Raw genomic sequence first — 13,181 nt, 5'->3', positions numbered from 1 at the left:
CACTCCGTATGACGCGGGCTTTTTAGCGCCGCACGCAAGCCAAGGCCAGCGGCCCGCCGCCTGATGTTTCAGCGGACATGCGCGATGTAATAGGCAAGGTCGCCGATCTGCTCCTTGGTAACCGTCTGCATCACGTCGGCCATGGTGGCGTCGTAGCCGTGGCGGCTGTTGTCCTTGTATTCGACCAGCGTCTTGGCGAGGTAGTCCTCGCGCTGGTTGGCGATGCGGGGGACGTTCTCCTTGCCCGAGAAGTCGGTGTTGTGGCAGCTGTTGCAGCGGTTCTGCTGCGCCAGCGCCTGGCCACGCGCCATCCGCGCCGGATCGCCGGTATCCGCGGGCGGCGCAGGCTTCGGCAAGGTGGCGATGAAGTCCGAGAAGCTGCGCAAATCGTCGTCGGTCATCGCCTTCGCCATCTCGTTCATCGGGTCGAATACCCTGAGCTTCTCGCGGAACATGAAGAGCTGGATCAGCGCATAGGGCGCCTGCTGGCCGCCGAGCGAGGGCGTGTTCTCGGTTTCCGACGTGCCATGCTCACCATGGCAGGCAAAGCACGCGACTGTGCGCTCCTGGATGGTCTCGGCATTTGCGGAGAAGCTGAGAGCGGCCAGCGCCGCGGCGATTGCGAGCTTACGCATCGGTCCATCCTTAGGTGCAGTTCAAAAGAAAATCGGGGGCAGCAGACGCTGCCCCCGATCTCTGGCTTCAGCTTACTGGTTGGCGACCTTCGGCTTGCCGTAGCTGACGCGATAGACCGCGCCGTTCCAGTCGTCGGAGACGAGCAGAGAGCCATCCTTCAGCAGCATCACGTCGACCGGACGGCCGACATACTTGTTGTCCTCGAGGAAGCCGGTCATGAACGGCTCGACCGACTTCACGGTGCCGTCCTTGTTCAGCTTGACGACGACGACGTCACCGCCCTGCTTCTGCGACTTGTTCCAGGAGCCGTGGCGCGCGACGAAGATCGCGTTCTTGTAGGCCTTCGGGAACTGGCTTCCGGTGTAGAAGCGCATGCCGAGCGAGGCGGTGTGCGGACCCATCAGGCCGACCGGCGGCGTGTAGTCCTTGCAGTTCTTGCCCCAGCCGAGCTCCTGGTCGATGATGTTGCCCTGGTAGCAGTAAGGCGCGCCGAAATCCTCGCCCGCCTTGGTGACGCGGTTGAGCTCGTCTTCCGGCACCGTCTCCGACAGCCAGTCGCGGCCGTTGTCGGTGAAGTACATCTGCTTGGTCTCGGGATTCCAGTCGAAGCCGACCGAGTTGCGCACGCCGAGCGCGTAGACCTCGGTGCCGGAACCGTCGAGATTCATGCGGCGGATCTGGCCATGGTCGGCGTCATGCAGCACGTTGTTGCCGGGCTGGCCGACCGGAACATAGAGCTTGTTGTCGGGACCGATGGCGATGAACTTCCAGCCATGCGCCTCGTCCTTCGGCAGCTTGTCGTAGATGACGGTCGGCTTCGGCGGGCTGTCCAGATTGTCCTCGATCTTGTCGATCTTGGAGACCTTCGACAGCTCGGCGATGTAGAGCGTGCCGTCCTTGAAGGCGACGCCGTTTGGACGGTAGAGGCCGGAAGCGATCACCTTGACCGAGCGTTTGCCGTCCTTGTTGACGATCGCATAGACCTTGTCGACGAGCCGGCTGCCGACGAACACGGTGCCCTTGTCGCCGAGCGCCAGTGAACGCGCATTGGCCATGCCCGCGGCGTAAACCTCGACATTGAAGCCGGCCGGCACCTTGAGCTTGGCGAGCGGCAGCTTGTCGGGCGCGGACGGCAGCGGCGGCGGCGCCACCGGCGCGAGCTTGGCGGCGGCTTCATTGTCCGGACGCCCGATCATGGGCGAGCCCGGCGGCAGCGGCTGGGCGGCCGGCGCGGCACCTGCGGCGGGCGCGGCCGCCGGCTGTTGCGCCGCAGCGGAAAGCGTGAACGCTCCCAGCATGGCCCCCGCGAGCAGCAGGCTGCGCGGTGCGAACGAGTGTTTTTTCATGATGATCTCCCCTGGGTGGAAGCCGTTGTTGATTGCGCCATTGACGTCGGCCGGCGCGGTTCGGCTTTCCGTTCATAGTCTTGCGAATTTGTCCGGACAATTGCAATCGGAAACATGCCGACATCGGCCAACGCATGGTTGTGGCCACGCGACCCTGTAGGTGCGCCTCTGTGTCGGCGTCCCTCAGTGCCTCGTCATCGAGCGGTCAGGGCGATCGAGAATCGCCTCGGTGAATGGAAACTCCAGCACGATCTCGCCCTCGTCGTCGGTGACCTCGATGACCGCGTTGAGCAGCGCGCCGTCGGTCCCCTCGGTCTTGAGCAGTTCGCGAATCATCGCCCGCGCCATTTCCCACGCACGATCCGGATCCCGCAGGATTTCGCCGTCGGGGTCGGAGATCAGCTCGTCGCCGATACGGGTATTGAAGAAATAACGTGGCATCGGCAGAACTCGGCTCGGTTAGTCGCGTCCCGTCACCGGGAAGCACGGAATCGTCATCAGGACCTTCGGAGGATCGAATGGCCCCTGTCTCATAGTCCAAGATCACCATTCGAGATGTGGCGAACAACAGTAAAAAGGTCTGATCCCACCGGGTTTTGACCGGAAATGCGCGCACAAATTTGTGAGTGGGCCGGATTTGCTTCCCGCAGTGCAGCATGCGTTCCCGCAGTGCTGCTTGCGAAAAATTTAAGTGGCGAACTTTTCCAACCGCAGTAGTTTAACTACAGGGCGGAAAGTTCGTCCGGTTGCAACAAGGAGAGCCAAATGGCCTGGAAAGCACCGAAGATCGTCGAAGTGTCGGTCGGCATGGAAATCAACATGTATATGTGCGCCACCCGCAAGTAAGCGGCAGCGCCCTATACACGTTTAGCGTTTTAGCGCAGGTGGACATCCGGGCGTAACGCGCTCCCGAGCATGGGAGTGTGTTCCAAGCCGGGGTCCACCTCGTAACGTTTCTGGGTTCGGATTTTTCGGATCTGAGTTAGACGTCTCCAGGGGACGGATCATGCTTCGTGTCGTCGTCCTGGGTGCCGCAGCGGGTGGCGGCGTTCCGCAGTGGAACTGCGGATGTGCCGTTTGCAGGACGGCGCGAAGCGACCATCCGGAATTGCAGAGCACGCAAGCCTCGATCGCCGTCAGCGGCGATGGCGCGCACTGGTTCCTGATCAACGCCTCCCCGGATCTGCGTCAGCAGTTGAACGCGACGCCGCAGCTGCATCCGAAGCACGGCGCCTTGCGCCACAGCCCGATCGCCGGCGTCATCCTCACCAATGGTGAGATCGATGCGGTCGCCGGGCTGTTGTCGATGCGCGAGGGCTCGCCGTTTGCGATCTACGCGCATGAGCGGGTGCTGGCGATCCTGCGCGCGAACAGCATCTTCAACGTACTGAGCGAGAAGAACGTCGCGCGCCGGCCGATTGCGGTCGATCAGGCCTTCGAGCCGGCCCTGCCCGACGGATCGCCGTCCGGGCTCGAGGTGCTGCCGTTCGAGGTTCCCGGCAAGGGTGCGTGGTATCTCGAGGGCAAGGCGCACCCGGCGGGCGCCGACGGCGTCGGCGATACGCTCGGCCTGCGTATTGCGGACAAGCGCAGCGGCAAATACTTCTACTTCCTGGCCGCCTGCGCCCGGGTGACCGAAGACCTGAAATCACGGCTCAAGGGCGCGCCCCTGGTGTTCTTCGACGGCACGGTGTGGCGCGACGACGAACTGATCGCGGCGGGGCTTGGCAACAAGACCGGCCAGGGCATGGGACATATCGCGATGTCGGGCGATCAGGGCGCGATCGCGAGCCTCGCCGGGCTCGACATCGGACAAAAAGTGTTTTTGCATATCAACAACTCCAACCCGGCGCTGCTTGGGACTTCGGCCGAACGCAAGGTGGCCGAACAGGCGGGTTGGCAGATTCCCGCCGACGGAACGGAGATCGTGCTGTGAATGTCGTGCCTACCTCTGGAATGACCGCGCTCTCGATCGGCAAGGGCATCACGCTCGATAGCGCCGAGGCGATGGAGGCGACGCTGCGCACGATCGGCGCAACGCGCTATCACAGCCTGCACCCGTTCCACCGCTTGCTGCATGGCGGCAAGCTCAACAAGGGCCAGGTCCAGGCCTGGGCACTGAACCGTTACTACTACCAGAGCACGATCCCGCTGAAGGATGCGATGGTGATGACACGCTTCCGCGACCGCATGACGCGGGTCGAGTGGCGCCATCGCATCGAGGACCATGACGGCGATCTAGGCAATGAGGGCGGCATCGAGCGCTGGCTGAAGCTGACAGAAGGCCTCGGCCTCGACACCGCCTACGTCGAGTCCACCGAAGGCATCTTGCCGGCGACGCGCTTTGCCGTGGAAGCCTATGTGCATTTCTGCCGCGACCGCACGCCGCTCGAGGCGATCGCCTCCTCGCTCACCGAACTGTTCGCGCCGAACCTGCACGAGGAGCGCATCTCCGGGATGCTGAAGCACTACGACTTCGTCAACCCCGACATCATGAGCTATTTCAGCCGCCGCCTGACCCAGGCGCCGCGCGACGCCGGCTTCGCGCTCGACTACGTCAAGCAGCATGCCAGGACGCCGGCCGAGCGCGAGGCGGTCTGCAACGCACTGATCTTCAAGACCAACGTGCTGTGGGTGCAGCTCGACGCGCTCTCACACGCCTATATCGACGGCCATATTCCGCCCGGCGCCTTCGTGCCGAAAACCAGCTAGAGACGTAACATGGCCAGCCGCAACATCAGCGTCAGCGAGACCAGCCGGCCGAAACTGCCGCGCCACACCAGGCTGAAATTCGACGAGACACGGCAGGTCTGGGTGATCCTGGCGCCGGAGCGCGTGCTGGCGCCGGATGAAATCGCGGTCGAGGTGCTGCAGCTCTGCGACGGCGTGCGCAGCGTCGCCCAGATGGTGGACCAGCTCGCGGAAAAATACGCCGCGCCACGCGAGGCGATCGCGACCGACGTGATCGCGATGCTGCAGGATCTGGCCGACAAGGGCTTTCTCACCGAAGCGCGCGAGAGCACGGCATGAGTGACACGCTCGCCGGTAACAAGACAACGACAGCAGGCCCGACCGACGGGCTCGCGGTGCTCGAGCAAACGCGCTCGGCGGCGGAGACCTACGGCATCCCGCTCGCGGTGCTGCTCGAGATCACCCACCGCTGCCCGCTGCAATGTCCGTACTGCTCTAACCCGGTGGAGCTCGACCGCGGCTCGACCGAGCTCACGTCAGACGAATGGAAGAAGGTGCTGGGCGAGCTCGCCGAGCTCGGCGTGCTGCAAGTTCATTTCTCCGGCGGCGAGCCGACCGCGCGCAAGGACATCGTCGAGTTGGTGCAGCACGCGACCGATGTCGGGCTCTATTCCAACCTGATCACCTCGGCCGTGCTGCTGACCAGGGACAAGCTTTCGGCGCTGGCCGATGCCGGCCTCAGCCATGTGCAGATCAGCTTCCAGGGCAACGAGCCCATGGTTGCCGATCGCGTTGCGGGCCTGAAGGATGCGCATCGCAAGAAGCTCGAAGTCGCGAAATGGACGCGCGAGCTCGATATGCCGCTCACGGTGAATGCCGTGATGCACCGGCAGAACCTGCATCAGCTGCCCGACATCATCCAGATGGCGGTCGACCTCGACGCCGACCGGCTCGAAGTCGCCAACGTGCAGTATTACGGCTGGGCGCTGAAGAACCGCGCCGCGCTGATGCCGACGATCGAGCAGATCGAGGAAACCAGCCGGATCGTCGAGGAAGCCCAAGTGCGCCTGAAGGGCACGCTCGCGATCGACTATGTGGTGCCGGATTACTACGCGCTGCGGCCGAAGAAATGCATGGGCGGCTGGGGCCGCCAGTTCTTCAACATCTCGCCGGCCGGCAAGGTGCTGCCGTGCCACGCCGCCGAAAGCATTACCGGGCTCGAATTCGAGTCGGTGCGCTCGAACCATTCGATCGCCTGGATCTGGCAGAACTCGGAGGCCTTCAACCGCTATCGCGGCACGGGCTGGATGCCGGAGCCGTGCAAGAGCTGCGAGTTCCGCGAGGTCGACTACGGCGGCTGCCGCTGCCAGGCCTTTGCGCTGACCGGCGATGCCGGCAACACCGACCCGGCCTGCGCGCTGTCGCCGCGGCATGAGGAAATCTTCAAGCAGGCCGAGCAGGAATCCGCCGGCACGCAGAACCGCTTCCTCTACCGCAACTTCGCCGGCGGCACGCTGGAGACGGACGAACCCCAGGAAAAACCGCATGGCGCCTGACGCCGATGCCGGCAAGGCCACAAGGCGCGCCGATCCCTTCGCTCCGCTGACGTCGGAATGGCTCGATGTCGGCGACGGCCACGAGCTCCATGTCGAGAGCGTCGGGCGCGAGGGCGGTATCCCCGCGGTCTATCTGCATGGCGGCCCGGGCAGCGGCTGCCAGCCGGATCATCGCCGCCTGTTCGATCCCGAGCGCTTTCACGCCGTGCTGTTCGACCAGCGCGGTTGCGGCCGCAGCCGGCCGAAGGGCAGCCGCGACCACAACACCACGCAGCATCTGATCGCCGACATGGAGAAGATCCGCGAACGCTTCGGCTTTTCGCGCTGGATGGTGGTCGGCGGCTCCTGGGGCGCGACGCTGGCGCTGGCCTATGCGCAGGCGCATCCCGAACGGGTCAGCGGACTGGTGCTGCGCGCGACGTTCCTCGGCACCAGCGAAGAGCTGGAAGACGTTTTCCTGCGCGCCTTGCCGCGCTTCTATCCCGGCCTCTCCGAGGACTTCCTCAACTTCCTGCCCGAGGCCGAGCGCGCGGCGCCGCTTGCGGCCTACTACCGCCGCATCCTCGATCCCGATATCGCCGTGCATGCGCCGGCCGCACGCGCCTGGCACGACACCGAACGCACGCTGTCGGAGCACACGCCGAAGCAGACGCGGCTCGACCTGACGAAGACAGCAGGCGCCCTGCCCTCGACGCCGTTCATGGAGGCGCATTACTTCGCCAACAACTGCTTCATGCGGCCGCACCAGCTGATGGACGAGGCCAATAAGCTCGCCGGCATTCCCGGCATCCTGGTGCAGGGCCGCTACGACCTGCTGTGCCCGCCCGCGACATCGCACGCGCTCGCCGCGCGCTGGCCGGACAGCAAGGTCCGCATCATCGACGGCGCCGGCCACATACTCTACGACCCCGGCATCCGCAACGCCGTGATGAAGGCGATCGCGGATTTGGCGGCCCGGATTGCAAGATGACACCTGACGTCGGCCCTTCGTTTGTCCAACTCAACGAGGGCTGGAACGCCGAGCCAAATGCACCACACCCAAGGATCAAGGTAGTGGGCACCGACGTCTTCCTTAAGTTCTTTCTCAATCCCTATCAGTTTCCGCAGTTTGATCGTGACGAACTTGGAATCATTCGCTTTTCCACTTGTTCACGATATCGCATCGGCGCGACAAACGATGAGGGCTGGTATCGCGGAAAATGTCGTTACAGCGCTATCGCCCCAGCTTGGGGAGAGTTCTATGAGATCGTCGGGACGGATGTCCGATTGGACGAACCGACAGACTGGCAAGTTATCGAAACGACGGCGACCGCCTCGAGGCATTTCCTGTTCTACCTGCGAGACGAGACGTTTGAATGCATTGCTAAGGATTGGGAGCTCGCGCCCGATCCAGTGAATGCCCTCGTGCAGAAGGTGCGACCATTGGGGCGATCGTAACGCCTCAACCTAAACCAAACTCAAATTCTTCGGCTCAATGCCGGCAAAGATCCGCTCAAGGCCGGCCTGCTGCACGCCGTAGCCGTGCTGGATCGGCCCGGCGAAGAACGCGCGGCAGTCGGTCAGCACGGGATGGTCGCCGTTCTGGAACAGCGTCGCCTGCGCGACCTGGACTCGTTCGCCCGGCCATGCGGCCGCCACTGCACGATTTCTGAATAATGGAAGAATGCCGTTGATTTGCCCGACGTGTCAAGTTGCCGTGCCAAACACCGGCAACCGGCTCCTTTGCATGGGGTTGTTTTCGATATTTTGGCAGTGCCCCTTTAAACCAGGTTCAGATCCTTCGGCTTGATGCCGGTGAAGATGCGCTCGAGGCTCGCCTGCTGCAGGCCGTAGACGTGCTGGATCAGGCCGGCGAAGAACGCCTTGTAGTCGGTCAGCACAGGGTAATCGCGGTTCTGGAACAGCGTCGCCTGCGCGACCTGGACCTGCTCGCCGGCCATGCGTCCGCCGTTGATGCCGCCGCCCATCACCCAATAGACGCTGCCATGGCCATGATCGGTGCCGCGGTCGCCGTTCTCGCGGAAGGTGCGGCCGAATTCGGAGATCACGACCACGACGGTGTCGCGCCACATCGCGGGGCCGATCTCTTCCGAGAAGCCGGCGAGGCCCCTGCCCAATTCGCCGAGACGGTCGGCGAGATAGCCGGTCGCCGCGCCCTGGTTGACGTGGGTGTCCCAGCCGCCGACATCGACGAAGCCGAGGTTGAACTGCTCGCGCATCAGCCGGCCGATCCGCCGCGCCGACAGTTCGAAGCCGCGCGGCGACACGGCGCCGCGGTTGGCCGCCATCATCTCCTCGGAGACCGACTTGTAGACGTCGTCGCGGACCCGAAAGCCTTCCGATACCGAATTGGCGAGATCGCCCTTCGCATACATCTCCCGGATCAGCCGCGCCTGCCGGTCGTCGACACCGGGCTTGCTGACGCTGGCGATGCCAATGTTCGGGATCTGGTTCTGGCCGCGGAAGATCAGCGGCAGCTGGTCGGTGAAGGAGATCGGCTTCACCCGCGTCAGCTCGGTCGCGAGCCGGCTCATGAAGCCGGAACGGTAATCGCGGCTGCCGCCGACGGCCTGCCCGAGCTCGATCGTGTCCTGGGTCTCGAAATGGCTGCGCGAGAGATCGTCGCTGGTGCCGGCAAAGGGAACGAACGCGATCTCTCGCTTGGCCCACAGCGGATAGATCGAATCGCGCAAGCTTGGATGCAGCCCCCATCCGGCGTCGAGCGCCAGCGCCGCATTCGGATTGCCGGCATCGGGCCGGGCGACCGCAAGCGTCGGGCGCGAGGCGTAGTAGAACTCGCTGCCGACGGGCACGACGACATTGGCGGCGTCGTAGGCGCCGCGCAGGAACACCACAAGCAGCCGCGCGTCGGTCGCGGGCGCGGCCCAGACCCGGCCGGCAAGGGTGAGCGAAGCGGAAGCGGCGAAGGCCTTGATCAGTTCGCGGCGGTTCATTTGCGAACCTCCCTTTCAGTGCATGAACTCGGGTGACGACAGAAACAGCGTGTTCCAGTCCTGCGGCGAGACGGCCTGGTCGAGCGCGGCGAGCGTGGTCGGGCTCAGCGTCTGCCTGATGTTGCTGAAGTAGAGCCCGTTCATCACCAGCGGAAACGCCGGCTGGTCGACGGCGTTGGGCTCGTTCGGCTTGAACAGGCCGGCCGATCCCGAACCGATCGCGCGCGCGATCTCGAAACGCAGCATCATCTGCCCGGGACCGTTCCAGGCCGCCGACAGCATCGAATAGCCGTCAGGCGTCTCGTGATTGAACAGGCCCTCCGACAGGCGATTGAGCCAGCCCTGGATCGGCAGCGTATTGAGGACGACCTTGGTGTCGTAGGCGAGCCGCACCGACGACATCACGTAGAGCATCGGGTCCTTGAACTTGGCGCCGCCCTTCAGGCTGGCGGTGAATTCCGGCGCATGAACCATCGTCGACATCACGGCCGCGATATCGCCGTCGGTCTTCTGGAAGGTCTGCGCCATCTGCTGCACCAGCGCGGGCGGCGGATTGTCCGACACGAAATAGGTCGCAAGCTGCTTTGCGATGCGCGTCGCGGTCGCGGGATGACGGCAGAGGATAGCGAGGGCCTCGTCGACCTCGGCGAGACCGCGGCCCTTGATCTGATGGCCGAGGAAGGTCTTGTCGCCGAAATCGTGGCGCGCCGGATTGAACTCGAACGCGCCCTCGCGGACCAGCTGGGATTGCAGTTCCAGCTTCAGCTTCGGATCCTCCGACTTGAAGTCGATGCCGACGCCGGTGAGGATCCGCGCCAGCGCCTCGACGTCGGCCTGGGTGTAGCCGGAGCCGACGCCCATGGTGTGCAGCTCCATGATCTCGCGGGCGTAGTTCTCGTTGAGGTGGCCGGCCGCGTTGTCGGCATTGTCGAGATAGCGCAGCATCACGGGATGATGCAGCGTTGCCGAGAGCAGGTTGCGGAATTTGCCGAGCGCGTTGGCGCGGATCGCGCGATCCTCGTAGTCGCCGACCAGCACGCGGATGTTGGCCTTGTACTGGTGGACATTGAAGTGGTTGAACCAGAACCAGGTCAGGCGTTCGCGCAATTGATCGGGCGCGTAGAGCGCGTGCAGGATGGTGCGGGCCGCGGCCTGCCTGGCGCGGTCGTTCATGGCCTGCTGATAGACCTGTTGCGCCGCCTTGCGCTGCTCCGGATCGACGACCTGGTTGGCGGATTTCGCCTGCTGGTCGAACGAGGCCGCAATGTCGAACGGGAAGCGATGCACGTCCGGCATCGCCTCGATCTGCTTCTGGACGGCGGCCGGCAGTGCGGTGTTGGCCGGATGCAGCTGCTCCTGCAGCCAGCGTTCGGTGCCGATCTCGCGCAGATGCGCCGCGCTCGAGGCGCTGACGCCCCAGGTGAGGCGATCGAGCAGCGCGATGTCCTGCGCTGCGAGTTCGGCCGCCCGCGCCGGCTGGTGGCACGCCACCAGCCCCGCGATCGTCCCGATCATCAGTTTCGCGACTGTCCGCGCTCCGAGTGCGGCCGTGTTGCTCATGTAGGCTGACCTGCCCGGCTCATGGTGTCATGCCCTCAATGTTTGCATTTGCCGGGAGGGCATGCCGGCGCGGCGCGGGGTGCTGCTGCGGGCCTTGGCGGCGGTGCCGGCCGCGGCGGCGGCGGCGCTGCGCGTTGCGCCTGCACAGCCGGCCGTGGTGGCGGCGGCGGCGCGGCACGCGGAGCCGGTGCCGGATGCGGCGCAACGGCTGCGGCGCGGGGCGGCGGCGGGGGAGCCGCGCGGGCCGGAGCTGCGGTCCGCGCCGGCGCAGGCCGGGAGACCGGTGCCGGCGACACCGCGGCATGCGCGGGTGCCGAACGCGCAGCCGGCGCCTGCCGTGCTGGCGGCGTGCGGGTCGCCGGCGACGGCGCTGTTGCAGGCTTCACGTTCGCGGTCGGTGCGGTCGCCGCATGCGTGAGCGGTTGCTGCCTCTCGGGCTTGCCGGCGGTCGCGGGCGAGGCCGGCGCGTTGGCCACCGGGGCAGCGCCGGGCTTGGTCGGCGGAGCCGGCTGCGCATTGGCAGGCGCCATGGCAGTCGCCGGCTTGCCTGGTGTCACCGCGTTCGGCTTTGCCCCAGGCTGCGTGCCGCCCGGCTGCACGTTGCCCGGTTGCACGGCGCCGTGCTGCTGCGCGGGATTGGCCGGCGCGGTCGCCGACTGCGGCAGCGGCGGTCCATTCTTGGCGCCCGGCAAAGTGTGCGCACCCGGCGCACCCATCGCGTTCGGCGCGGCGGCCGCGTTCGGCGCAGCGCCCGGCGCTCCCATCGCCGCACCCTGCGCCGGCGTCGCGCCTTGCGGACCGCCCGGCCTCGTCAGATTGGCGCGCTGCATCGCCGCGGCCGGCAGTTGCGGCGCCGCCGTGACCGGCGCGCCGCCCATTGCCGCCGTCACCCCGGCCGCATGGAGCTGCGCCGGCGTCGGGTTTGGATTGTTGATCACCGTGTTGATCACGGTCGTGTTGTGGATGTTGTTGAACACGATGTTGTTCTGCGGCGGCACGACGTAGGCCGGTGCGGCGACATAGGCCGGCATCGCCACGAAGAACGGCGTCGGCAGCACGAACAGTCCGATCGGCGGCGGCGGCGGCGGCAGCACGACGAAGTCGGGCGGCGGCGGCGGCAGGAAGAACACCGGCGGCGGTGGGGGCGGCACGAAGTCGAATACCGGATCGCTATAGTAGAGCACCGGGCGGTCGACATAGACGATCTCGTCGGGGGGCGGCGGCGGCACGTCGTAGTCGAGCGCCGTGAACTGCGGCGGCGGCTCCAGCGCGGCCGACAGATAGGCGAGCCGGCGCCGGGCGTCGTATGCATGCGGGCCGCGCGGATAACGCCGCAGATACGACCAATACGCATCGGGCGTATCGGCGTTGTAGGTGCGCCGCCAGGTGATGGCCTCGCGCCGCGCCGCCACGATCGCGCGCACGCGCCTGGCGAGCGGATCGGTCGGATAGGCCTGCAGATAGTCCTCGTAGCCTTGCAGCGTGTCGCGCTCCAGCGCGGCGGCATAGGCGTCGCGCGCCGGGAAATCGCGGATCGGCTTGGTGCGCAGTCCGGCATCGACCTGCTGCGGCGGCGCGTCCGGCTTGCGCTCGAAGAACATGAAGGGCACGTCGACCTTCTGGGCATTCCACGGGATCTCGGCGCCCTTGGTCATCTCGTTGACGCGGAGGCGCACGCGGTCGAACACCTCGGGCAAGGTCAGGCCGCCGGCGCGAATCATTTCCGCCAGCGCTTGCGCGTAGGGCCCGTAAGGCGGCGCACCGTCAGGGGCGACGGTGCCGGGCGCCGAATTGAAGGCGATCAAGAGCTTCGGATCGGGATCGACCAGCGCAAGGCCGCCGGCCAGCGGCGGGCCGTCCTTGGCGAAGGGATTGCTGCGCGCCGCATCGAGCACGATCACGCCGGCCTTGATCGGCAATGCCGAGAGTTGATGGCTGTAGTCGGAGAGGCGGATCGCCTCGACCGGCACGTCGGTGTCGCGGGCAATCTTGGCGTCGACCGGCACGAAGTAGTTCTCGCCGGTGAGTTGCACGCCGTAGCCGGCGACATAGACGAAGGCCACGGCATTGGGCCCTGCGTCCTGCACTTTCTGGACGAAATCGCGGAACGACTTGCGCAGCGTCTCGCCATCGAGATCGCGCGCTCCGACCACGTCGAAGCCTGCGGCCTGCAATGTCTGCGCGATCAGGCCGGCATCGTTTGCGGCGGTCTGCAACGCGCCGGCCTGATAGGCGCCGTTGCCGACCACGAGCGCGAGGCGCTTTTCCTGATCCTGCGCATGGACGGGAAGCGACGAGAGCGACACCAGACCGACGATCAATGCCCACAGAATGCGCGCCATAGTGGTCGTCCCTTTTCTTCTCGAGAGTTGGCGTTACGGATGGAAAGGCTACTTCCGTGAATGCGCGCTGAACAGGATTGCGGCAATTGTGGCAAT

The 13,181-nt window shown here is 65.6% G+C and carries 14 protein-coding genes; 7 read left to right on the top strand and 7 right to left on the bottom strand.

Annotated elements, in window-relative coordinates:
• Positions 1-68: 68 nt before the first annotated feature.
• From HAP47_RS11675 to HAP47_RS11665, 3 genes are all read right to left on the bottom strand, one after another.
• Positions 69-635, bottom strand: a complete 567-nt coding sequence (locus tag HAP47_RS11675; protein WP_173638117.1) for a c-type cytochrome — start codon at positions 633-635, stop codon at positions 69-71.
• 72 nt (positions 636-707) lie between these two features.
• Positions 708-1,982, bottom strand: a complete 1,275-nt coding sequence (locus HAP47_RS11670; RefSeq protein WP_176396219.1) for a PQQ-dependent sugar dehydrogenase — start codon at positions 1,980-1,982, stop codon at positions 708-710.
• Positions 1,983-2,165: 183 nt separating this feature from the next.
• The gene (locus tag HAP47_RS11665) at positions 2,166-2,423 is read right to left on the bottom strand and encodes a DUF6894 family protein (RefSeq protein WP_173638118.1); all 258 of its coding nucleotides are present in this window, start codon (positions 2,421-2,423) and stop codon (positions 2,166-2,168) included.
• Positions 2,424-2,747: 324 nt separating this feature from the next.
• Between HAP47_RS11665 and pqqA the strand changes: the two genes are divergently transcribed.
• The 7 genes from pqqA (at position 2,748) to HAP47_RS11630 (ending at position 7,666) form a co-directional block, all read left to right on the top strand.
• Entirely contained in the window at positions 2,748-2,828 is an 81-nt protein-coding gene (gene pqqA, locus HAP47_RS11660; RefSeq protein WP_035635412.1) for a pyrroloquinoline quinone precursor peptide PqqA, read from the top strand.
• Positions 2,829-2,988: 160 nt separating this feature from the next.
• Complete coding sequence (gene pqqB, locus HAP47_RS11655) at positions 2,989-3,918, top strand: pyrroloquinoline quinone biosynthesis protein PqqB (RefSeq protein WP_173638119.1); 930 nt, start codon at positions 2,989-2,991, stop codon at positions 3,916-3,918.
• 20 nt (positions 3,919-3,938) lie between these two features.
• Complete coding sequence (pqqC, locus tag HAP47_RS11650) at positions 3,939-4,694, top strand: pyrroloquinoline-quinone synthase PqqC (protein ID WP_173640542.1); 756 nt, start codon at positions 3,939-3,941, stop codon at positions 4,692-4,694.
• A gap of 9 nt (positions 4,695-4,703) precedes the next feature.
• Positions 4,704-5,012 (top strand): pyrroloquinoline quinone biosynthesis peptide chaperone PqqD, encoded by a 309-nt coding sequence (gene pqqD / locus HAP47_RS11645; RefSeq protein ID WP_173638120.1) that lies wholly within the window; start codon positions 4,704-4,706, stop codon positions 5,010-5,012.
• Complete coding sequence (gene pqqE, locus HAP47_RS11640) at positions 5,009-6,229, top strand: pyrroloquinoline quinone biosynthesis protein PqqE (protein ID WP_173638121.1); 1,221 nt, start codon at positions 5,009-5,011, stop codon at positions 6,227-6,229. Before pqqD ends, pqqE begins: the two co-directional genes overlap by 4 nt.
• Entirely contained in the window at positions 6,219-7,199 is a 981-nt protein-coding gene (pip, locus tag HAP47_RS11635) for a prolyl aminopeptidase (protein WP_173638122.1), read from the top strand. The genes pqqE and pip overlap by 11 nt, the downstream gene beginning before the upstream one ends.
• Positions 7,196-7,666: a hypothetical protein gene (locus HAP47_RS11630; RefSeq protein ID WP_173638123.1), complete on the top strand. Its 471-nt coding sequence runs from the start codon at positions 7,196-7,198 to the stop codon at positions 7,664-7,666. The genes pip and HAP47_RS11630 overlap by 4 nt, the downstream gene beginning before the upstream one ends.
• A 9-nt stretch (positions 7,667-7,675) precedes the next feature.
• On the opposite strand, the gene HAP47_RS11625 is transcribed toward HAP47_RS11630, so the two are convergent.
• The 4 genes from HAP47_RS11625 to HAP47_RS11610 form a co-directional block, all read right to left on the bottom strand.
• A complete protein-coding gene (locus HAP47_RS11625) occupies positions 7,676-7,867 on the bottom strand; it encodes a hypothetical protein (RefSeq protein ID WP_173638124.1) in 192 nt (63 codons plus the stop codon).
• A 122-nt stretch (positions 7,868-7,989) separates the two neighbouring features.
• Positions 7,990-9,183 (bottom strand): DUF1501 domain-containing protein, encoded by a 1,194-nt coding sequence (locus HAP47_RS11620; RefSeq protein ID WP_173638125.1) that lies wholly within the window; start codon positions 9,181-9,183, stop codon positions 7,990-7,992.
• Positions 9,184-9,198: 15 nt separating this feature from the next.
• Entirely contained in the window at positions 9,199-10,743 is a 1,545-nt protein-coding gene (locus HAP47_RS11615) for a DUF1800 domain-containing protein (protein ID WP_371821758.1), read from the bottom strand.
• 35 nt (positions 10,744-10,778) lie between these two features.
• Positions 10,779-13,085 (bottom strand): caspase family protein, encoded by a 2,307-nt coding sequence (locus HAP47_RS11610; RefSeq protein WP_173638126.1) that lies wholly within the window; start codon positions 13,083-13,085, stop codon positions 10,779-10,781.
• Positions 13,086-13,181: the final 96 nt, after the last annotated feature.

The sequence above is a fragment of the Bradyrhizobium sp. 41S5 genome (assembly GCF_011516665.3).
Classification (GTDB): Bacteria; Pseudomonadota; Alphaproteobacteria; order Rhizobiales; family Xanthobacteraceae; genus Bradyrhizobium; species Bradyrhizobium quebecense.
The sequence above is the reverse complement of the archived record's forward strand: the minus strand, read 5'-3'. Positions and strand labels throughout refer to the sequence as shown.